At 63.8% G+C, this 21,453-nt stretch carries 20 protein-coding genes; 12 read left to right on the top strand and 8 right to left on the bottom strand.

Annotation, left to right across the window (positions count from 1 at the left end; genetic code table 11):
• Positions 1-48: 48 nt before the first annotated feature.
• Positions 49-1,680 (bottom strand): IS1634 family transposase, encoded by a 1,632-nt coding sequence (locus tag QRN52_RS18220; protein WP_284754779.1) that lies wholly within the window; start codon positions 1,678-1,680, stop codon positions 49-51.
• Between the two features lie 694 nt (positions 1,681-2,374).
• On the opposite strand from QRN52_RS18220, the gene QRN52_RS18215 reads away from it, so the two are divergent.
• The 6 genes from QRN52_RS18215 (at position 2,375) to QRN52_RS18190 (ending at position 7,370) form a co-directional block, all read left to right on the top strand.
• Entirely contained in the window at positions 2,375-2,668 is a 294-nt protein-coding gene (locus tag QRN52_RS18215; protein ID WP_284754778.1) for a hypothetical protein, read from the top strand.
• Positions 2,669-2,849: 181 nt separating this feature from the next.
• Entirely contained in the window at positions 2,850-3,221 is a 372-nt protein-coding gene (locus QRN52_RS18210; protein WP_284754776.1) for a VOC family protein, read from the top strand.
• Between the two features lie 195 nt (positions 3,222-3,416).
• Complete coding sequence (locus QRN52_RS18205; RefSeq protein WP_284754775.1) at positions 3,417-4,184, top strand: electron transfer flavoprotein subunit beta/FixA family protein; 768 nt, start codon at positions 3,417-3,419, stop codon at positions 4,182-4,184.
• A 13-nt stretch (positions 4,185-4,197) separates the two neighbouring features.
• Positions 4,198-5,169: an electron transfer flavoprotein subunit alpha/FixB family protein gene (locus QRN52_RS18200; protein WP_284754774.1), complete on the top strand. Its 972-nt coding sequence runs from the start codon at positions 4,198-4,200 to the stop codon at positions 5,167-5,169.
• A gap of 90 nt (positions 5,170-5,259) precedes the next feature.
• Complete coding sequence (locus QRN52_RS18195) at positions 5,260-6,192, top strand: cytochrome b/b6 domain-containing protein (protein ID WP_284754773.1); 933 nt, start codon at positions 5,260-5,262, stop codon at positions 6,190-6,192.
• A gap of 41 nt (positions 6,193-6,233) precedes the next feature.
• The gene (locus QRN52_RS18190; RefSeq protein ID WP_284754772.1) at positions 6,234-7,370 is read left to right on the top strand and encodes an acyl-CoA dehydrogenase family protein; all 1,137 of its coding nucleotides are present in this window, start codon (positions 6,234-6,236) and stop codon (positions 7,368-7,370) included.
• 56 nt (positions 7,371-7,426) lie between these two features.
• On the opposite strand, the gene QRN52_RS18185 is transcribed toward QRN52_RS18190, so the two are convergent.
• Positions 7,427-8,215: a PspA/IM30 family protein gene (locus QRN52_RS18185; protein WP_284754771.1), complete on the bottom strand. Its 789-nt coding sequence runs from the start codon at positions 8,213-8,215 to the stop codon at positions 7,427-7,429.
• 100 nt (positions 8,216-8,315) lie between these two features.
• Positions 8,316-10,385 carry a TPM domain-containing protein gene (locus QRN52_RS18180; protein WP_284754770.1) on the bottom strand — a complete coding sequence of 690 codons (2,070 nt, stop codon included), beginning with the start codon at positions 10,383-10,385 and terminating at the stop codon, positions 8,316-8,318.
• Between the two features lie 331 nt (positions 10,386-10,716).
• Between QRN52_RS18180 and QRN52_RS18175 the strand changes: the two genes are divergently transcribed.
• From QRN52_RS18175 to QRN52_RS18150, 6 genes are all read left to right on the top strand, one after another.
• The gene (locus QRN52_RS18175; protein WP_284754769.1) at positions 10,717-12,294 is read left to right on the top strand and encodes a S1C family serine protease; all 1,578 of its coding nucleotides are present in this window, start codon (positions 10,717-10,719) and stop codon (positions 12,292-12,294) included.
• 288 nt (positions 12,295-12,582) lie between these two features.
• On the top strand, positions 12,583-13,383 hold the full coding sequence (locus tag QRN52_RS18170; protein WP_269992800.1) for an electron transfer flavoprotein subunit beta/FixA family protein: 801 nt from the start codon (positions 12,583-12,585) through the stop codon (positions 13,381-13,383).
• A gap of 13 nt (positions 13,384-13,396) precedes the next feature.
• Entirely contained in the window at positions 13,397-14,350 is a 954-nt protein-coding gene (locus tag QRN52_RS18165) for an electron transfer flavoprotein subunit alpha/FixB family protein (RefSeq protein WP_284754768.1), read from the top strand.
• Positions 14,351-14,355: 5 nt separating this feature from the next.
• The gene (locus tag QRN52_RS18160; protein ID WP_284754767.1) at positions 14,356-15,135 is read left to right on the top strand and encodes a PIG-L deacetylase family protein; all 780 of its coding nucleotides are present in this window, start codon (positions 14,356-14,358) and stop codon (positions 15,133-15,135) included.
• A gap of 74 nt (positions 15,136-15,209) precedes the next feature.
• Positions 15,210-15,755: a gluconokinase gene (locus QRN52_RS18155; protein WP_284754766.1), complete on the top strand. Its 546-nt coding sequence runs from the start codon at positions 15,210-15,212 to the stop codon at positions 15,753-15,755.
• On the top strand, positions 15,752-17,125 hold the full coding sequence (locus QRN52_RS18150) for a GntT/GntP/DsdX family permease (RefSeq protein ID WP_284754765.1): 1,374 nt from the start codon (positions 15,752-15,754) through the stop codon (positions 17,123-17,125). Before QRN52_RS18155 ends, QRN52_RS18150 begins: the two co-directional genes overlap by 4 nt.
• Positions 17,126-17,215: 90 nt before the next feature.
• Here QRN52_RS18150 and QRN52_RS18145 read toward each other — a convergent pair whose 3' ends face one another.
• From QRN52_RS18145 to QRN52_RS18125, 5 genes are all read right to left on the bottom strand, one after another.
• Positions 17,216-17,977 (bottom strand): MerR family transcriptional regulator, encoded by a 762-nt coding sequence (locus QRN52_RS18145; protein WP_284754764.1) that lies wholly within the window; start codon positions 17,975-17,977, stop codon positions 17,216-17,218.
• An 82-nt stretch (positions 17,978-18,059) separates the two neighbouring features.
• Complete coding sequence (locus QRN52_RS18140) at positions 18,060-18,935, bottom strand: anti-sigma factor (protein ID WP_284754763.1); 876 nt, start codon at positions 18,933-18,935, stop codon at positions 18,060-18,062.
• A gap of 1 nt (position 18,936) precedes the next feature.
• Positions 18,937-19,533: an ECF RNA polymerase sigma factor SigK gene (gene sigK / locus QRN52_RS18135; protein ID WP_390279352.1), complete on the bottom strand. Its 597-nt coding sequence runs from the start codon at positions 19,531-19,533 to the stop codon at positions 18,937-18,939.
• 233 nt (positions 19,534-19,766) lie between these two features.
• Positions 19,767-20,234, bottom strand: coding sequence for a tRNA (cytidine(34)-2'-O)-methyltransferase (locus QRN52_RS18130; RefSeq protein WP_059387528.1), 468 nt, complete (start codon positions 20,232-20,234; stop codon positions 19,767-19,769).
• A gap of 44 nt (positions 20,235-20,278) precedes the next feature.
• Positions 20,279-21,232, bottom strand: coding sequence for a J domain-containing protein (locus QRN52_RS18125; RefSeq protein ID WP_284754761.1), 954 nt, complete (start codon positions 21,230-21,232; stop codon positions 20,279-20,281).
• Between the last annotated feature and the right edge of the window lie 221 nt (positions 21,233-21,453).

The following is a 21,453-nucleotide window of genomic DNA, read 5'->3' as shown; positions in this document are numbered from 1 at the left end:
ACCCCAGGGGCCGCTCATCCATGCACTCTTGACAGCCGTAGCTACATATCAGTGCGAGACTTTTGGGCCATGGATCGCGTCGAGGATGGCTTGCTGTTCGGTGGAAATGTCGGGCGCGAATCTTTGGGTGGTGCCGTTGATGGTGATGGTTGCTGAGCGCAGGGGCCGGAGTTGTCGGATGACGTTACGCACGGCGAGGCCTGTTCTGTTCTGAACGGTCCGGGAGAGGGCCAGGGCCGCGAACACGATGGTCAGGTGTGCCTCGATCGCGTCGCGGGTGCGGTGGAACATGGGCCTGGCCCTCAGGTCCGTCTTGCTCATCCGGAAAGACTGCTCGACGTGCCACAGCTCGTGGTAGGAACCGATGACTTCCCCGGCGGCCATGGCCGTTGCGGGGATGTTCGTCACGTAGCCCTTGAGCCCGGCCAGTTGCCGGGCCCGTGTCAGTGACGCCTCGTCGAGGCTGCGTTTGCCGCCGGCGGTCTTGACGAAGCGCGGGGTCCGGGCAGTTTTCTGTCCCTCGATGACCTCGCGGGCCCGGTTCTCCTGGGCTGTGAGGGTGGTGGCGTCGCGGACCGCTCTCTTGCGGGAGTAGGCCCACACGGCACGCCATGAACCGGAGTGGACGGCTGGGTCCCAGACGGGTTCGGCGCGCAGGTCCGGGTTGTTCTCGTTCCGGTGGCCGGTCCTGGGGGTGATCGTGTCGATCAGCTGCCCGTCGGTGAACGCGTCGCCGTGCCAGCGGAAGTGCGAGGTCAGGTCGGCCGGGGCCTTGGTCATCCGGGAACCGACGATGAACCGCAGGTTCGCCTCGTCCAGCTCACGCAGGTTCGAGGCCGAGAGCATGCCGGCATCGGCGACGACGACCATGTCGGCCAGGCCGTGGCGGGCCTGGAACTGCTTGATGATCGGGACGATGGTCGCGGTCTCGGCCTTGTTTCCCTCGAAGCAGCCGATCTCCAGGGGGAACCCGCCGCGGTCCACGAGCAGACCGACGACGATCTGCGGGTCGACGCGGCGTTCCTTGGAGTACCCGACCTTGCGCAGCTCGTCTTCCTTCTCGGCCTCGAAGTAGAGCGTGGTGACGTCGTAGAGCACCAGGGAGATGTCCCCGCTGGTGCTGGCGTGCTGGAAGCACCAGGTCGCGATCCGGTCGCGGTACTTTCCCGCAGCGGCCCGGCCGAGGGTGCGTTTCATCGTCGCGTAACTGGCCGGGGCCCGGCCCAGGTCCCGCAGGACTCTGCCCGCATCCAGCAGCGATGTCGGCTCCACGACCCGGGCAATCACCAGGTCCCGGAAGATCTCGTCACCGAGACCATCGAACCCCAAGGCGGTGAACACGCCCGCCAGCGCATCGAATAGGATCCGCGAGTCCGTGCCCACCACGCGTCCCGGACCGTCACGACCTGCCGACGTCACCACGTCGGCCGTCTCGAACAAACCCGGCGCGGCAGGCACAATCAGGCCTTTCACCGCAGGGGTGGGCTCGACACCGAGATCGAGAACGCCCTGGGCGGGATTGTCCAGCAGCTCACGGGCACGCTCCAGCAGCATGCCGAGCTCGGCCTCCGTATGCGCTGAGCCGACGTGCTCCACGATTCGCTGACGGCCGCGCAAATACTCGGCAATCTGGACTGCCGTCGCTCCCGAGGCCGTCCGCACCCTCCTGATGAACGCCACACCGTGACACTAGAACAAAACCCGTTAGTGCGTGAAAAAGCACCAATTCACTGACATCACCGCAGGCCAGCGCGTCGACCGCCCGCGAAACCGCGACCCGTGAGCCAAGTCAGGCGCAAATTACCCGGGGATGCGCTAGATCCCTGTCGACACCTGAATGCGGGTGTCGACGTGGATTTGGCGTGTCGCCCAGCTTTTGCTGTAGCGCTCGGCCCTGGGCTTGGTCATGTCCGTCCCGGGATCGCCTCCGCTGGGATGTCGGATTCTGCTCAATCATTCGAATAGACAAATTCCGGGCCCGCGGAATCACGGGACCGGCAACGTTGGCAAAGAGAATGATCCAGCAGAATCCGACGGTGGCTTCGTTTGACCCGCTATTTGCAGCCTTGTCGATCGTGAAGTAGGCGCACTGGAGACAGTCGCCACTCCTTCCCCAGGAGGTCTCGGACACGGCCTTGGACGGCTATGCGGGCCGATCCGAGTGAAACGTTTTTTCACACGTAGAAGGGTCGAGATCCACACTGAGATTGCCCAAAAACACACTGATTTTTGGCAAATCTGTACGGATTTCGACCACTTCGACCGCTGAGAGGCGAAATATCGCGCTAGCTTCTTGGGCGGGGAAACAAAGTTTCATCATGGGATTTCAGACTGCGCTCGGCGTCGACCGACTTGAGGAGGAGGAGGAGGTTCGATGAACAAGACATCGAAAATTATTGGTGCGGCCATGGGCGGAATCGCGGTGGGATTGGCACTCTCGTTCATCCTGTGCTTGGCGACTAGCGTGATCGCCATTTCGACGGACTCCCGCGCGACGCTGCCGGGTCTTTTTTGGGCGACTGCCGGAACCGAAAACGGGGCACTGGCCTTGGAATTCCAGCCGAACTTCGCCGGAATCGTCGTGGTTATAGCGTTGTCGGTGCTTGTCCGCGTGGTGATGGCCGTGCGAAGCAGCAACTCATCCCCTGGACCCTCAGGACACAACTAGTGGGCGATGCTTCGCGACGACGGCGACGGGCGTATGCTCCGCGTGGCTTTGAGGCAAGGCCCGGCGTGACGCACAGCGATCCGAACGCTTGAAGCGTTGACAGTCCAGCTCCTGGAGGATGACACTTGGGCCGAATGGCCCCTTCATCCTGACGGAACGGGCCAGCCTGAGGAGGCCCGAGATGATCAATGCAACGATGGTCGTGGCGACAATTCCGGTCACGGATCTGGATCGGGCGAAGGAATTCTACGGCGGCGTCCTGGGGCTGACCTTCCTCTGGGAAACTCCGATAGGCGTGCGGTACCGCTGCGGCCCCGTCAGTGAGATCTCAGTCTTCAAGCGTCCGCCTACTACCACCGAGCACACCCTGGCCCACTTCGAAGTCGACGACATCGAGGCGGTCGTCCAAGACCTGGCCGCCAAGGGCGTAGAGTTCCTCGACTACACGGAGGGTCCCCTTGCCACAACAGGGCACATCGCCCAGCTCGGCCCCGCCCGTGGCGCATGGTTCCGTGATCCCGACGGGAACACCCTCGGCATTCGCCAGGGCTAGACCAACCGCTTTGAAAGCCTGATACCTGGCGCTGGGCCGCATCGCCATGCCCGGGTCGGTAATGCCCGGGTCGAAAAATCCAGGCAGAATCGATAGGAGTTCCAAGCACTCCTTCCTTCGCTCCATGGTAAATACTAGGAGTTCCTAGTATTCTCGATTCCAAGCGTCAGCCATTTGCATCGAGGGAGCTGTTGAATGAAGATCGTCGTGCTCGTCAAACAAGTGCCGGATACGGCCGAGGAGCGAAAGCTCGACCTGGCAACGGGCCAGCTCGACCGCGAGGCCGCCGACTCCGTGGTCGATGAAATCAACGAGCGCGCCCTCGAAGCCGCCTTGCGCATCAAGGATGCCAGCAAAGGCACCGAAGTAGTGGCAATGACGATGGGTCCTGATGGCGCTACCCAGTCCTTGCGCAAGGCCCTTTCCATGGGAGCCGATTCAGGGGTTCACATCATGGATGATTCCCTGGACGGCGCCGACACCGGTCGAACAGCCGCCACGCTGGCGGCGGCGTTGAGGTCAACCGGATTTGACGTGGTGATGGCCGGCAACGAATCGACGGATGGCCGCGCCGGCGTCGTGCCCGCCATGGTTGCCGAACATCTCCAGCTGCCACTGTTGGGTTCATTGATCTCCGCGGAAATCGCCGACGACGGCGTACGGGGCGTTCGCCAGGGAGAGGGTGGAACCCTCGATGTCCGTGCGGGACTGCCTGCCATCCTCACCGTGACCGAACGTTTCCCGGAGGCCCGGTTTCCCAACTTCAAGGGCATCCTGACGGCCAAGCGCAAACCCGTCACCACGTTGTCCGTCGCCGAGCTCGGAGTCCCGACTGGTACCAGCCGCACCGTTGTGGTCTCCACCGTTGAGCGGCCGCCGCGCGCGGCCGGACGAAAACTCATCGATGATGGGACCGCGGCCGACGAGTTGGCCGAGTTCCTCGTCGCGAATCGCCTGGTCTGAGGGAGGAAAAGAAATGTCAAACGTCTTGGCGCTCATTGAAGTTTCCCACCGCGGCGAGATTGCCGCTTCCGCCCGAGGGCTGCTGGCTGCCGCAGCCACGCTGGGCTCGCCGGTCGCCGTCGTCGTGTCGCCTGCACCCCTGGCGGACGACGACGTCGCGCGCCTGGGTGAGCTGGGCGCGGCAAGGATCTACTCGGCGGTGACAGCTGTCGCCGGCACTGTTTTGGTGGCACCCGCAGTGGACGCCCTGAGCGGGGCCGTCGACGCCTATGGGCCGGCTGCCGTCCTGACCGCGAACTCGGTGGACGGCCGCGAAGCTGCTGCAAAGCTTGCCGTGCGGGTCGGCGGAAGCGTGCTCGCCGACGTCGTGCAGGTTCGTGGCGACAACGGAACGGTTGTTGCCCAGCATTCGGTATTTGGCGGGGCCTACACGGTCGAGTCCGTGGTGGAAGGCGGGCTGCCCATCCTGACCATCCGGCAGGGGGCGATCGAAGGCCAGGCTCCCGCAGCCACAGCAGGAGTGGACATTGTGTCCCTCGAAGTCAGGACAGAAGGTGCCGCAGTCATTGACCGGTTCAACGACGACGTCGCCGTCTCCGTCCGGCCTGAGCTACGGAGTGCCGCCACGGTGGTTTCGGGCGGGCGGGGTTTGGGCTCGTCCGAGAACTTTGTCCTGGTTGAACAGCTCGCCGACACGCTGGGGGCGGCGATCGGTGCGTCACGCGCCGCCGTCGACGCCGGGTACGTTTCCCAGACGGCCCAGGTAGGCCAGACCGGTGTGAGCGTGTCCCCGCAGCTGTACATCGCATTGGGAATTTCCGGAGCCATCCAGCACCGCGCGGGCATGCAGACCGCGAAGACCATTGTGGCCATTAACAAAGACGAGGACGCGCCCATTTTCGAGGTGGCCGACTTCGGAATCGTGGGCGATATTTTCACGGTGGTTCCGAAACTCATCGAGGCCGTCAAAGCCCGTTCCAACTGACGGCGTAACAGGCTTTGGCCGCTTCGGTCCAAAGCCTGTTAGCTTGATGCGTCCCTGATTGCAAAGTTCTTCCGAGAGGTGTCCGAGAAGATGTCCACCCCCGCCAAAAAGTCGACAGCAGCCAAGAGCAAATGGTCCCAACCCCTCTGGGTGGTTCCAGGCGTGCTGCTTGCACTTTTGCTCATCGTCTTGTTGGCCAAATGGTTGACGGGCCTGTCGGGTGTGCAGTCGTTCTTGCACGACTTCCCGGGCGCATCCAGCCTCCCGGAGAGTGCCCCTGTAGGTTTCCCGGCATGGCTCGGGTGGCAGCACTTCCTCAATGTCTTCTTCATGGTGCTTATCGTCCGATCCGGTTGGCAGGTCCGCACAGCCAAGAGGCCGCCAGCCCAATGGACCCGCAACAACAAAGGATTCATCCGGACCAAGAATGCGCCGACCAAGATCAGCCTGGACCTGTGGTTCCACCTGACCCTGGATGCCCTGTGGGTGCTGAACGGCATCGTCTTCATCATCGTGATCTTTGCCACCGGTCAATGGATGCGGATCATCCCCACCAGCTGGGATGTCTTCCCGAACGCCATTTCCGCTGCCCTCCAGTACGCTTCCCTGAACTGGCCCACTGAGGACGGCTGGGTGAACTACAACGCCCTGCAGTTGCTGACCTACTTCGTCACGGTATTCATCGCCGCCCCGCTTGCCATCATCACTGGCCTGCGCACGTCTTCGGCGTGGCCGAAGAAGGCCGGCACGGTGAACAAGATCTATCCCATCGAACTGGCCCGGGCAGTGCATTTCCCAGTGATGGTGTACTTCGTGCTCTTCACCATCGTGCACGTCACCTTGGTCCTCGCCACAGGGGCGCTGCGCAACCTGAACCACATGTACGGCAGCAGCGACGATATCAACTGGGTTGGTTTCGGCATTTTCGCCGTATCCCTCTTGGTGATTGTGGGCGCGTGGTTCCTCGCGAGGCCGCTGTTCCTTCGCCCCGTCGCTTCGCTGATGGGCAAAGTCAGCAAATAAACCGCTACCAATAGCCGGACAACCCGGGAAAAGGAGTGCCAATGTTTGAGCTCACAGAGGACCAGCAAGCGGTGGTGGAGATGGTTCGCGACTTCGCCACAACGGCCATTGCGCCGCACGCCGCAGAATGGGACGAGACCAAGCATTTCCCTGTGGATGTCCTGCGTGAAGCGGGGACACTTGGCATGGGAGGCATCTATGTCCGGGAAGAATTCGGCGGCTCGGGGCTATCCCGCACGGATGCGGCGCTGATCTTCGAGGAGCTGTCCAAGGCAGATCCCACCATCGCGGCCTACATCTCGATCCACAACATGGTGGTCTGGATGATCGACGCTTTCGGCAACGATGAGCAGCGGGCCCAATGGGTGCCGCAGCTCGCGTCCATGGAAGCGCTGGGCAGCTATTGCCTCACGGAGCCGGGAGCCGGCTCGGACGCCGCCGCGCTGAGCACCAAGGCAGTGCTCGACGGCGACAGTTACGTTCTTAACGGCACCAAACAGTTCATATCGGGCGCCGGAGTTTCCAGTGTCTATGTCGTCATGGCACGGACCGCGGACACGGGCAGCCAAGGCATCACCGCAATAGTTGTGCCTGCGGACGCGGCAGGCCTGTCCTTCGGCCCGAATGAAAAGAAAATGGGATGGAATGCCCAGCCCACCCGGCAGGTCATCTTCGAGAACGTACGGGTCCCTGTGACGAACCGACTTGGCGAGGAAGGCAGCGGATTCGGCATCGCCATGAAGGGCCTCAACGGAGGCCGGGTCAACATGGGCGCTTGTTCGCTGGGAGGTGGCCAGGCGGCCCTCGAGAAGTCCATCGCCTACCTCAAGTCACGCTCGGCTTTTGGTGGCCCGCTTATCAACCAGCAGTCCCTGCTGTTTGACATCGCCGACATGGATACGGAACTCGAAACCGCCAGGACCTTGGTCCTCCGGGCCGCGGACGCCTTGGATCGTGGAGCCCCGGACACCGTGAGGTTGTGCGCAATGGCGAAGCGCGTAGCTACAGACGCCGGTTTCAACGTGGCAAACAAGGCCATCCAGCTGCATGGCGGCTACGGCTACTTGTCGGAATACGGCCTCGAGAAGATTGCTAGGGACCTGCGAGTCCACCAGATCCTGGAGGGTAGCAACGAAATCATGCGGCTCATTGTTGGACGGCTCGCCGTAGGAGCTTAAAGCACGAATGGCCGGGCCTCACGTGAAGTGAAGGCCCGGCCATTCGTTTGGCGGGACTAGAGCTTGTCGAAGTCGGCTTCGTCCACTGTGTCATCTTCCTGCGCAGTGGCGCCGGCGCCGATAGCAGCCTTCGATCCGCCGGACTTCAAGGCCGCAAGGCGGGCCTCGATTTCCGTCTGCTCTCCGAGGTCCTCAAGCTGGTTGAACTGTGCGTCCAGGCTGGAGGCTGCCAGCTCCTGCTGCCCGAGGACCTTGGCCTCTTCGCGGCGGATCTTCTCTTCGAAGCGGCCCACCTCGCTGGTGGGGTCCATGATGTCGATGCTCTTGAGGGCGTCGTGCACCTGGGTCTGGGCAGCAACCGTCTTGGAGCGGGCAACCAGCTCGTTGCGCTTGCTCGTGAGCTCGTTGAGCTTGCCCTTCATCTGGTCAAGGCCGCTCTTGAGCTTGTCCACGACCTCCGACTGGGACGCGATGTTGGGCTCCGCTGCCTTGGCCTCGTTCTCGGCCGACATCTGGCGCTGGATGGCTACCTTGGCAAGGTTGTCGAACTTCACGGCGTCGGCCGCGTTGCCGGCTGCACGGTACTCGTCCGCCTTGCGGGAGGCTGCGAGGGCCTTGTTGCCCCAGTCCTGGGCGTTCTTGATGTCCTCGTTGTAGTCAGCCTGCAGCATGCGGAGGTTGCCGATGGTCTGCGCCACGGCGGACTCGGCCTCGGCGATGTTGTTCGAGTAGTCGCGGACCATCTGGTCCAGCATCTTCTGCGGGTCCTCAGCCTGGTCGAGCAAGGCATTGATGTTCGCCTTGGCGAGCTGTGCGATCCGCCCGAAAATGGACTGCTTAACCATGGTGTTGCCTTTCGTCCTGCTCAGTGGTGCCCACTGAATCCAGTGATCAGTTCTTGTACCGCTCTACGTGGGGAACAGGCCTCCACCTAGTCTTTGGGAGCTAGAAACTACCGGAGTCGCCGCCGCCGAAGTCGCCTCCACCCCCACCTCCGCCGTCGCCGCCGAAGAAGCCTCCGCCCCCACCGCCGTCGCCGCCGAAGAAGCCTCCGCCTCCGCCGTCGTTGTTTCCGCCGCCCCAGCCGCCTCCGCCGCCATGGAGGATGGAGTTGATGAGGATGCCGCCGAGGATCGCTCCGCCGAGGCCGCCACCACTGCCTCCACCACCGAACATGCCGCCGCGGCCGTAGCCTTGGTTGGCGAAGCCGCCGAACTGATCGACGTCGGACTGGGCCAGTTGCGCGGCTTGTGCAGCGAGGGACTGGGCCTGCTGGGCGTACGTCAGTGCGGTGACTGGGTCATTGCGGGAAATGGACAGGGCGTAGTCGAGATTCCGTTGCGCTTCGGCCAAACGGGTACGGGCCTCGGGCCCAACGCCGCCGCGTCGCGCCGCGATGTAGTCCGATGTAGCGCTGATCTGGGACTGGGCAGCCATAATGGTCTGCTGGAGCGCGGCTTGCGCGCGCCTTGCCTGTTCCTGCTGGTCACGGATTCCCGAGAGGGACTGGTCCAAGGCTTGGTGTGCCTTCTCTACCCGGTCCAGGGTGGCAATGGGATCGATCTTCCCGCCCTGGATTTCAATCTTGACTTGCGCCAGAGCGGCTTCGACGCCGGCTACAGGGCCAGCCAGCTCCGGGTGTTCGCCGGACTGGATCATCGCCTTGGCCTGGGCCAGGTCTTGGCTAGTCTCCACCACGGCGCCCTCCAGCGAATTCCGGGCTTCGGCGAGGTTGCCCGCCACCTTGGAGATCGCGTCGATCAGCACGTTGGTCTGGTGCAGACCTTCTTCTGCGGCGCGGACGGCCACAGCGGCGAGGCTCCTCTCACCTGCGGCGAGCTTTTCCTGCGCCGTCGTTGTTGCGTTTTGAACGAAGGCAAGCCGGTCCTTGGCCTGGGTGATGTTGTCGCTCACGTGGCCAAGTGCGCTGTCTGCGTACTTCTCGCGCAGGCCGTTGAGCGATTGCTCCGCGCTGCTGATCTTTGCCTCGGCTTCGTTGGCGCCGGCGGCAACAGTGGCCAAAGCCTGCGGCGCGTTCTTCTCGAGCTCGCGCAGGGAGTCGAAATCTGCTTTCTGCTCCCGGAGCGACTCAAGGGCCGCGTCCGAGCGCCGGATGATTTCGCCAAGCCAACTGCGCTGCTGCTCTTCGGTGTCCGGGATGTGGTCATCGAGCTGTTGCTGCAGCTTGAAGGACTCGGTCATGTGGTTCTTTGCTTCCAGCAAGGCCTTGGTGAAGTTCCCGACGGCGGCATCGCCGTATTGCGCCTGGGCGAAGCCGAGTTCCTGCTCGCTGGACTTGATGGTGTCGTCCGCTTCGATGAGCAGGGAGCCGGCTTTGCGCCGCAAGTCCGGGATGCTCAAGGACGCGAGAGGATCGAGCTGTTCCCCTTGCGGGCCGTAGCTGACGCTGGATGCCTGGCTCTTCTTGCGTCGGTTGCGGAAGTACAGGTACGTGCCCACACCGCCGGCCGCGACAACGCCGGCGCCGATCAAAACGACTGCACCCGAGTTGCCGCTCGGAACCGTGCCGCTGCCTCCGCTGGCGGCGTCGCCGACGGCGGCCGCGGTGTCGATGGCCGCCTGGGCAAAGTCACGCTTGCCTGCGCCCAGGTTGGCCGCGATGGCATTGGACGAAATGGTTGACCGCTTGGAATAGATCGCACTGGCCGAATTGGGTGCGAAATAGTACTGACCGGCCGTGGAGATGGCCAGAATGACGTCAGCCTTGCCCATACCCTTCTTGTTGGCCACTGCCGTGGCCCAGGCTGCGGGCGATGAGGGGTTGTCGAAGGAATCCACCGTGACCACATACAAGTTGTATTTGTGGTCCTTCAGGAGCTTCTGGATTGCATCCTGGACCTCGCCCTTGCGGTTGCCCAGGACGTTCGCGTTGTCCACGATGTTCTGGCCGGACGGAATGGTCACCGGGTCTGCGGCCCAGGCTGCGGTGGCCGGGAAGACCAGCAATCCGGCCAGGCCGATGACGGCGAGTACACGTTTCAACATTGACCGCATGTGCAACCCTTCAGCACGTCTGCGACTGGTCCGGGCCGGAGCAATCGAAACAGAATGCATCAGCGCCCCCACGCATGGTTGTCAAGCGGCAGGTCGCTGTGGCAATTCCACTTGATACTATGGTGCACCTTTTGAAGCGTCCACAGCGGTAAATATGCCGCCAGCGAAACGGGGAGAGATCTGCCCTTCTCCAGCGTTGAGGGGCTAGTCGGCGCCATTCGACGGCACAGGGCCAATCCGATGACGGCGTTCAGCAAGCTCCCAGCGAACGTCGACTCTTGATCCAGCAAGAGCGACGATAGTTAAGGGGACGAGGAAGAAAGGAAGTCCCATGACGGAGAACCCAGCACAGGGCGCCGCGCCTGAGAACAATGGCCCCGAAAACCATGGTCCTGAGGGCACCGGCAAGGCGGAGGCGGACAAGCAAGCCAATTCCCAGCCTACGGCCCCGCTGCCGGCATACCAGCCGGGTCAGGATTTCACGGCGAAGCCCGAATACACTGCACCGACCCCGGTAGCCCCCGCCCCCTGGGCCCAGGGCCCGGCCGAAAACGCTACCGAGCAGATCCATGCTCAGCACGGCGCGCCCCAACACGGCGCGGGACAGCAGCACCCTTACCCGCAGCACCAGCCTTTCTACGGGGGACCGAACCCGGCGCAGCACTATCCCACGCAGCAGTTCCCGGCTCACCCGGGCGGCCCGAAGCGCAAGCCGGTCTTCGGCGTCGGGACCTTGGTGGCCTGCATCCTGGCAGCCGGTCTCGTGGGCGGAGGCGTGGTGGCCGCCAGCGATCAATTGCTCAGCAACCGGGCTCCGGCGGCGGCCAGCAGCGGCCAGACGGGAACCGTGATTGTCAACAACACGGACAATGTCAACGCGATCACCGCAGCCGCGGCCAAGGCTACGCCGAGCGTCGTGACCATCATGGCCTCAAGCGGAAGCCAGGGCGGCACCGGTTCGGGCATCATCCTCGACGACCAGGGCCACATCCTGACCAACACCCACGTGGTGACCCTTGACGGTGCCAGCGCAAACGCTGCGATTGAAGTGCGGCTGAGCGATGGACGCGTCCTGAAGGCGACGGTAGTGGGTACGGACCCGCTGTCGGATCTCGCCATTATCAAGGTGGACAACGCTTCCGGCCTCGTGCCGGCTACCCTGGGTGATTCCAGCAAGATCAACGTCGGGGACAATGCGATCGCGATCGGCGCTCCGCTTGGCCTGCCCGGCACGGTCACCGACGGTATCGTGTCCACTCTCAACCGCACCATCAGCGTGGCGTCCTCGGCTGTTCCCAACGGCGGCTCGGACAATTCGCAAAACGGCGGCCAGGGCGGATTCCAATTCGCCCCTCCAGGCGGTGGCCAGAGCCAGAGCAGTGCGGGCCAGGGCACCGTTTCGCTCAACGTGATCCAGACCGACGCGCCGATCAACCCGGGCAACTCCGGTGGAGCGCTCGTCAACACCAAGGGCGAGATCATCGGCGTCAACGTGGCAATCGCTTCTGCCGGCAGCAGCAGTTCCTCGTCTTCGTCCAGCGGCAACATTGGTGTGGGCTTCAGCATCCCGATCAACAACGCGAAGCGTATTGCGCAGGAACTCATCAAGAACGGCAAGGCCACCCACGGGCAGTTCGGCGTCAGTGTTCAGCCTAAGTCGGCAACAGGCAGCAGCTCCGGGTTCTCGGTCGGCGCCCAGGTCGCGGCTGTTACCAAGGGCTCTGCAGCTGAGAAGGCCGGGCTCAAGGTGGGCGACGTCGTGACCAAGTTCGCCGGTATAGACATCACCGATCCAGAACAGCTCACTGCGGCTGTCCGGGAGCAGCCGGCAGGCGCAACGGTCAAGGTGACCGTTCAGCGTAGCGGCCAGTCGCAGGAGCTCGACGTGACCTTGGACGCTGCTCCGTAACAGCTGCCCTGTAATAGCCATGCAGTAGCGGCGGATTCCAGCCGAGCAAGCAGTTAGCAGTCGACGACGGCGGGCGGCACCAAGGGTGCGGCCCGCCGCCGTCGTATGTCCTTGCTGCTGTATGCGCAGGCGATCTACGCAACAGGAGTTAACGCGGCGCCGTTGTCCGACATGTCCCGCAATATGCTTAGCTAGGACGAGCCCGTACGCCGGGCACTCTTGGCCATGCGCCTAGTTGCTGGCCATCCCCGAGTATGGAAGGCTGCCTCGAACACAGTGGGAGATACATTGAAGATTGTTGTTCTGGTCAAGCACGTCCCGGACGCGCAGTTCGACCGACACCTCACCGGCCCAGGCAACACCACGGACCGCGACGAGAGCATCCTGTCCGAACTGGACGAGTATGCGCTTGAAGCAGCGCTGCAGCTCAGCGAGGCCCGCGGCGGTGCGAAGGCCGGCAACGAGGTCATCGCCTTGAGCATGGGTCCCGCCGGTGCCGTGAACGCCGTCAAGAAGTCCTTGCAGATCGGTGCCTCCTCGGGAGCGCATTTGAGCGACGACGCCTTGGCCGGTTCCGACGCCGCCGCGACCTCGCTGGCTCTCGCCGCGGCAATCCGGTACCTCGGCGCCGATTCGCCAGTGGACCTCGTCCTGACGGGAATGGCCTCGACCGACGGCGAAACGTCCTTGGTTCCGGCGCAACTCGCCGAGCGGCTCGGACTTCCGCAAGTCACTTTTGCTTCCTCCCTGGAGGTCAATGGCGAACACGTCGTCGCGCGCCGTGACGGCGACGCCCACGCGGACACCGTCGAAGCAACCTTGCCCGCGCTGGTATCCGTGACGGACCAGATCAACGAACCGCGATACCCCAACTTCAAGGGCATCCTTGCAGCGAAGAAGAAGAAAATCACGGCACTTACACTGGCCGACATCGGCGTCGATGCCGCGCAAGTGGGCGCCGCGGGTTCGCTGACGGCTGTCGAGACCGCGGAGGCGCGGCCGCCGCGCACTGCCGGTACCATCATCACCGACGAAGGCGACGCCGGCATCAAGCTGGTTGAGTTCCTGGCCGCCCAGAAGCTGCTCTAAGAGGATCCCGCACATGGCAAAAGCACTTGTATTCATTGACAACCCGGGCGCGGCGCTCAAGAAGAGCAGCCTGGAACTCCTGACGATCGCCAATTCCCTCGGGCAAGCGGTGGTCGCCGTCAACGGCGAACTGCACGACGACGTCGCAGCCGCCTTGGGGGCGCACGGAGCCACGGTTCTCTACCGTCCGTCCGCCACGGACCTGGACGACTATCTGGTTGCCCCGAAAGCCGCGTATCTTGCCGCGGTAGTTGCGGCCTCCGGGGCCGAGACCGTCCTGCTCGAGAACACAGCCGACGGCAAGGAAATCGCGGCCCGTCTTGGCGTGAAGCTCAACGCCGGCGTCATCACCGATGTCGTGGGCGTCGACGCTGACGGCACGGCCCACAAATCGGTCCTTGCAGGTTCGTACACGACCACGGCCAAGGCGCGCACCGCCGTCGCCGTGCTCACGGTCAAGCCGAACAGTGTCGACGTCGAGGCCCCGGCCGCGGCGGGGACCCCTGAGGCCGTCACTATCGACGTCCCGGCCGATGCGACCGCGAATGCCGCACGTGTCACCGGGCGTGCGGAAAAGCCGGCCAGCGGGCGTCCTGAGCTCACGGAAGCCCGGATCGTGGTTGCCGGTGGACGCGGCGTCGACGGCGACTTCGGTCCCTTGGAAGAACTTGCCGACGCGTTGGGCGGTGCGCTCGGGGCTTCCCGTGCCGCCACGGACGCAGGCTGGATCGGCCATGACTACCAGGTTGGCCAGACTGGCAAGACCGTATCCCCGCAGCTCTACATCTCGGCGGGCATCTCCGGAGCGATCCAGCAGAAGGCCGGGATGCAGACCTCCAAGGTCATCGTCGCGATCAACAAGGATGCGGAATCGCCGATCTTCGAAATCGCGGACTTCGGCATCATCGGCGACCTCTTCAAGGTTGTTCCGCAGGCCACCGAAGAGATCAAAAAGCGGAAAGGCTGATCCCTTTGTCTTCTGACGCTACGTCAGCAAAGAGCCCGTTCAACGCCTCCACGGAGCGCGTTGAACGGGTGCTTTGTTTTACCGCCCACCCGGACGACATCGACTTTGGCGCGGCCGGCACCATCGCTGCCTGGACCGCTGCCGGCGTCGAGGTCAGCTACTGCGTCATGACCGACGGCGACGCCGGAGGCTTCGATCCGGCCCACCGCGAAGAGATCGTCGCCATGCGCGCAGAGGAGCAGCGGCAGGCTGCTGCCCTCGTCGGCGTGACCGATGTGCACTACCTCCATGAGCGCGATGGCTACCTTGAACCGACGCATGAGGTCATCAAGCAAGTGGTGAAGCTCATCCGCGAAATACGCCCCGACGTCGTCCTGGCCATGCACCCGGAACGCAATTGGGACAGGATCCAGAAGAGCCATCCCGACCACCTCGCAGTGGGGGAGATCGTGACCCGGGCGGTGTACCCCGCGCTTGAGAACCCCTTCGCTTACCCGGAACTGGCGGAAGGTGGTCTCGAGGCCTTCAAACTGCCATGGCTGTGGCTCTTCGCCGGTCCAGAAGCCCGTGAGAACTATTTCGTGGATGTCACTGACCACATAGACGCGAAACTGGCCGCGATCCGGATCCACGCGAGCCAGCACCCCGATCTGGAAGGCATGGAACGGGCCGTCCGGGGCATGCTCCGGCACAATGGCTCGCGCGCCGGCATGCCCGACGGGCGCAGCGCCGAGGCTTTCCATGTGGTGGAAGTCAACGGATCCCAAACCATCGCCGGTTTCTGAAATTGCTGATGTGTTACCTGTGTCATATGCTTAGTCTCGTTTAAATCATATTTAATTGAGGAAGGCAGACTTTGATGGCGAAGACTGCACAGCAACCGGTATTGGTAATCATGGGCGTGTCCGGTTCCGGTAAATCGACAGTGGCCGGCGTCTTGGCCGGCCGGCTGGGTTGGGACCTCGCCGAAGGCGACGACCTGCACCCGGAAGCGAACGTGGCAAAGATGCAGGCAGGACAGGCACTCAGCGATGAGGACCGTTGGCCCTGGCTGGACATCATTGCCGATTGGATCAGGGAGCGCACCGCAGAAGGAAAGCCCGGCATCATCACGTGCTCGGCCTTGAAGAAGCGCTACCGGGATGTCCTGCGCGGCGAGGGCGTCGTGTTCGTCTTCCTCCAGGGGAGCAAGGACAAGATTTCCGACCGGCTGGCTTCACGCCACGGGCACTTCATGCCTGCCTCGCTGCTGGAATCCCAGTTCGACGCACTCGAGGCGCCCACCGAGGATGAGAACCACATCTCGCTGTGCGTCTCCGCTTCTCCGGCCGAAGAGGCAGACGAAATCATCGAACGGCTCGGCCTTGAGGCACAGCAGGCCCACCCGGTCGGTGGCGCTGCGTGAACTGGACCGCGCACGATACCCAACTCCTCGTGGTCGCGGCCATCGGCATTGCGCTGATCGTCCTGCTGATCGCCAAATTCAAGGTCCACCCCTTCCTCTCCTTGGTACTCGGCTCGGCCTTCGTCGGCCTGGCATCCGGAGTCGGGCTCGACAAGGTCGTTAGCAACTTCGAAGACGGAGTGGGCGGCGTCCTCAAGGAGGTCGGCCTCCTGATTGCGCTCGGCGCCATGCTGGGCAAGCTCCTGGCGGACTCCGGCGGCGCAAACCGGGTAGTCGATACCCTGCTTGAAAAGGCCAAGGGCAACAAGGTGGTCTGGATGATCACCTTGGTTGCGGTCATCATCGGCCTCCCGATGTTCTTCGAGATCGGCCTCGTCCTGCTGCTTCCGGTGATCGTCCTGGTCACCCAGCGCTCGCAGATGAAGCTCATGCGCATTGCCATTCCGGCGCTCGCAGGGCTGTCTGTGTTGCACGGCTTGATCCCGCCGCACCCCGGGCCGCTCATCGCCGTCAGTGCAGTGAAGGCTGAACTGGGCACCACCCTGGCGTTGGGGCTCCTGGTGGCCGTCCCCACCGTGATCATTTGCGGACCGCTGTTTTCCCGTCTGGCCGCGCGCTGGGTTCCCGTGGATGCCCCCGCGGTGGCCGGCGGCGTGGACACCAAGCACGCCGTCGACCTCAGCGAGGTCAAGCGCCAGCCGACCTTCCTCGTCACGTTGCTGACCATCATTTTCCCGGTCGTGCTCATGCTGCTGAAGGCCGTCGCGGACATTGTCTGGCCCGACGCCGCTCACGCTCCCATGATCCGCACCGTCCTGGACTTCGTTGGCCAGCCCCTCGTGGCGATGACCTTGGCAGTGCTCGCGGCCATGGTGACCTTCGGCTACGCCGTCGGCTTCACCGGCAGCAAGATCACCGCAAAGCTCGGCAACAGCCTCGGCCCCATCGCCGCGATCCTGCTGATCGTCGGCGCAGGCGGCGGCTTCAAGCAGACCCTCATCGGTGCAGGCGTCGGTGACGCCGTCAAGAAATGGGCCGAGGGCGCCAATATGTCCGTACTGGTCCTGGGCTTCATTGTGGCTGTGGCGCTCCGCCTGGCCACAGGTTCGGCAACTGTCGCCACAGTGACGGCGGCCGGCATCGTGGCTCCGTTGGCGAGCAGCCTGAGCCCGACACACGCGGCACTCCTTGCCTTGGCCATCGGTGCCGGCTCGCTCTTCCTGTCCCACGTCAACGACGCCGGATTCTGGCTCGTGAAGGAACTCTTCGGGCTGACGGTCGGGCAGACGTTCAAGACCTGGTCAGTGATGGAGACGCTCATCTCGGTGGTCGCCTTCGCCTTCATCATGGTGCTCTCGCTGATTATTTAGCGGGGCCGCTTAGCAGCCAGTACGACGGCGGCCCGTCCCCTATGTTTCCAGTGGGGACGGGCCGCCGTCGTGCTTTTCAGGAGGAACGGCCTAACTGAGGTTTTCCCCTGCGTAGACCTTGATGCCTTCCAGCAGGTAGGGCGCCAGACCGACCCGGACCTTGTCGTAATTGGCGGTGAACCGGGGGTCGTCCACGTACATCTGTCCCAGGCCTACGTAGGATTCGGCGTTTGGCGTCCAACTGGCGCAGATCCACTTGTAATGCCGGCCGACGGCTGCCTGGACGTCCGGGTGGTCCGCCGGAAGGGCTGCGTCGAAGCAGCGGGCGAGATCCTGGTTCAGGTCCGCGTACTCCTCCATGAAGGCCTGTTTTTGGGCCGTTGTCATGGCCGAATGCCGGGCCTTGCTCTCCTCGACGGCCCGATCGCCCCAGCGCTCGCGCGCCTCGGCTTCGTAGGGGTTGCTGTCGAAATCCTTGAAGATGTTCTCCGCGGTCATGGTTTCTCCTTGGCGTAGTGCTGCGATAGTGGCGTCGACCGTCCGGGACATCCGGTCCAGTCGGTCGCGCTCGGCCAGCAGCCAGTTCCTGTGCACGGCAAGTGCCTCCACAGGATCGGCCTGGCCATCCAGAACTTCGCCGATGGTCTCGAGCCCAAGGCCAAGTTCACGAAGCAGAAGGATCCGCTGCAGGCGCAGCAGCTCAGGCTGGCCGTAGTACCGGTAGCCGTTGTGTCCCGTGTGGGCAGGCTCCAAGAGCCCGAGCTGGTCATAGTGGCGCAAGGTCCGCGAGGAAACCTTGCTGGCCTTGGCCAGCTCGGAAATGGTCCAAGTATCTGCCTTGTCCTGCTTCATGTATCCAGCGTAGAAGTTGACGTTACGTCAAGGTCAAGCCCCGCCGTCAGGAACCCCTTGGCCGGACACGGTCCCGTTGCTGCTACGTGAGAGGCGCTGCTGCGACCGTCGGGAGTGTCGGTTTCTTGGAGCCGCCCACGGGTTCCACCGTGATGCCTATGGCCGCCGCGCTGGAAATGCCGGAGACAACCGCCGGATGGCTCAAGGCCTGGGCGTCCATGAGTCCCTGTGATACAGGGTCGGAGCCGTCCTTGGGAATAAGCCACATCTGATAGACCTTGCCGGCGGGGGGAGCGGGAACTCCGTTCATACGGACCACCACAGCGTTCTTCGAGCTGGAGATGGACACGGTGGCGGTACCGCCGCCGTTGACATCGACGGTGGCTTGCCGGACATCGCTGGCTTGCAGTACTTGGTTCACAGGATCGTTCTGCCCGGCTACGTAGACGCCCACGCCTACACCGCCAAGCGCAATGACCGCGGCCGCTGCAGCGGCTGCCACCCAACCACGGACGCCGCCGAAGCGTCGGCGATCCCGTCGGCTCCGTGCCGCGGCAAGGTCAACGACGTCGGGGGTAACTTCCATAGTGGCACTGGCAGGCAGTTCGGGAACCGACGATGGCGCGGACACTGCGCCGGCTTGTGCGAGTGGTTGTTCCGGGAGCTGCCTCAGGATGTCCTGCAAGAGCCCGGGCCGCGGTTCGGCCTCGTCGGCGAAGGAAGTGGCGAGGGTTTCGCGTGACTGCCGGACCCGCTCGAGGAACGCCGAGCGTTCAGGCGCCGTGGCAATGTAGTTGTCGATTTCCGCCCGCTCGGTGTCGCTCAAGGCGTCGAGGGCATAGATCTCGGCAAGCTCCAGGACGCGGCCTTCGGCAAGGTCAGTGGCTATATCGCCGGCGAACATCCTGCGGAGGCCTTCCTTCCCGAAGTTCTGCTTGTTGTCATCGTGTTCGGTCATGTCAGCTCACCCCCAGACAGGTCTTGAGTCGGAGAAGTCCATCGCGGATGCGGGACTTGATGGTCGGAATCGCGGCCCCGAGTTGTTCGGCGACTTCCCGGTACGTAAGCCCGCCATAGTAGGCGAGCCGCACGGATTCCAATTGTGTTTCCGTCAGGGTGCCAAGGCAACGGGTGACCGCCTCGGCCTCAAGCCGGCTGTTGGCTTCTTCTTCCACTGAATCGTGGTCAAGGAGTTGGCTCGCGGCACCATATTTCGCCTCGCGATCCGTGGCGGACTGGGCCGAGCGGACGCGGTCGATCGCGCGCCGGTGGGTGATCGTCATGAGCCACGCGAGCGGGCTGCCCGCCTCGGGATCGAATTTGGCCGCGTTCTGCCAGACCTGGATGAAAACTTCCTGGGTGGTATCCTCGCTCAGGCCCGCATCCACCAAGACACGCTTGGCCATACCGAAGACACGCCGCGCCGTGAGCCGGTAGAACTCGCTGAAAGCGCCGCGGTCGCCGTCGGCCATCAAGCCCAGCAATTCCGCAAGCTGCGCGTTCGAGCCGGCAATCAGGCCGGGGGCCTCGGGGCCTCGCACATTCGGTGTATCCATCACCGTCCAGCTTAGGTTGCCCGTGACCTTCGCAGTACCAGAAGCACCGCGCGTCTTGAGAGTGGTCACCTGCGCCCCTTCCGCGGCCGTCGCTGCACCGGCCCCCTTGCTTCGCAGGCCAGATGCCTGCCCAGGCTGTTGGTGCCTGCACAGGGTATTCGGCGCAGGGGGAGCGTTGGATGGGTGATCCGCCGAGGTGACCATGCGGATGTCCGGGCTGTTAGGCCGGGCTGCTAGAGCTTCGCGCCCGCAAAACCGTGTTGGCGCCAGGCCTCGTACACCGCGATGGAGGCGGCATTGGCAAGGTTCAGCGAGCGGAGGGACGGCAGCATGGGGAGCCGAACGCGGGCCGTGACGTGCGGGTCCTGCTTCAGCCAGTCGGGAAGCCCGACGGACTCGGGTCCGAACATCAGGACGTCGCCCTCCTCGTAAGCAATGTCCGTATAGGAGGATTCGCCGTCGGACGTGAATGCGAAGACGCGCTCGGGCTGCAAAGCCGCCCAGGCAGCCTCGATGTCCTTGTGCACCGTGACCACCGCGAGGTCGTGGTAGTCGAGCCCCGCGCGGCGCAGCTTTGCGTCGGAGAAGTCGAAGCCCAGCGGCTCCACGAGATGGAGCTCCGCGCCTGTGATGGCGGCGAGCCGGATGGCGTTTCCCGTGTTGCCCGGGATTTCAGGGGTGTGGAAGAGGATGCGGAACACGTATCAATCCTAGCCAGCGAAAATACAGGGTTGTTCCTGCAGGCTCAGTGCATGCCGCGCAGAAGCCGGGCCAGGACCGGGACAACTACGGTGTTGGGCACGGGGCCTGAACTCAGGAACTGCTTGAGGCCGCGGGCCAGCCCGGAGGCATTGACGATCTGGACCGAACCGAAGTCGACGTCCGTGCGCCGGTAGTGGTCGATGACCGGCTCGTGCGGGTTGCCGTCCGGGCTGTGGACTACTACCCAACCCGTCACATTCAGTTCCGGGAAGATCTCCTGCATGTGGCGCACGATCAGCTCGAGCTGGGGTGGCGGTACCGAACGGCCGCCGTGCTTGAGCGCCACGCCGTCCCAGGCATAGGCGCCCTTGGGCAGCAGCATGGAACCGATGAGCGCCAGGCGGTAGCCGGCAAGCAGGGCATGATCGATGTGGCTGTCGTCCGAGGGGGAGCGGAGCCCGTTGATGAGCCGGGCTGAGGGGATGGCAGGCAGGATTTGGCGGCTGATGAGCTGGACGGTCCGCATTTCGCGCTGAATGCGGGCTTCGGCGCCGAAGATCCCACGCTTCCGGGGAATCCCGTGGATCTGCAAGGCGGCCTCGCCCTTGGAGAGCAGCGGCACCTCGTGGGGATCATCGAAGGGCGGCACATAGACGGGGGCGTCGCCGGCCGTGTTGCGCGGGGCATTCGGCCTGTGGACCCCGGCGCGGGTTTCCGGCCCCGGAGCGCCGGTGCCGCCGTAGTCCGGCCTTTGCGTAGGGAAGGGGTTCGCCCTGCCGGAGGTGCCGCTCGCATAGCGACGGTCGTACTCCGCGCGTCGCTTGGGATCAATCAGGGTCTCGTACGCGAGCGTGACCTCCCGAAAGACCTCAGGATCCCCGCCATGGTCCGGGTGGGCGTTCCTCGCGGCCTTCCGGTAGGCCACTTTGATCTCCTTGTCCGTCGCAGTGACGGGGACCCGGAGGATCTGATAGTGGGAACTGCTGCCCTGAGCCAACCATGGGCCTTTCTCTGGGATTCTGAAAATTCCTGCCGTCCCGGTGCGGAGCGGCGGTCTTGGCAAGTCTAGCTAGCCCACCATGAGAACGACGGCGGCCCAGGCTTTAGTTCCGCTGATCCCGCGCCTGCCGGTGGCATGATTCATGCTGTGAACTCCCCGGCCGGCTCCGATCATCACCCAGACCCACCCAGACCCGGCCCACCCAGCCCCGGCCCCGA

Source organism: Arthrobacter sp. efr-133-R2A-120, from assembly GCF_030209835.1.
GTDB lineage: Bacteria > Actinomycetota > Actinomycetes > Actinomycetales > Micrococcaceae > Arthrobacter.
Note: the sequence above shows the minus strand (reverse complement) of the source record. Positions and strands in the feature narration are given on the sequence as shown.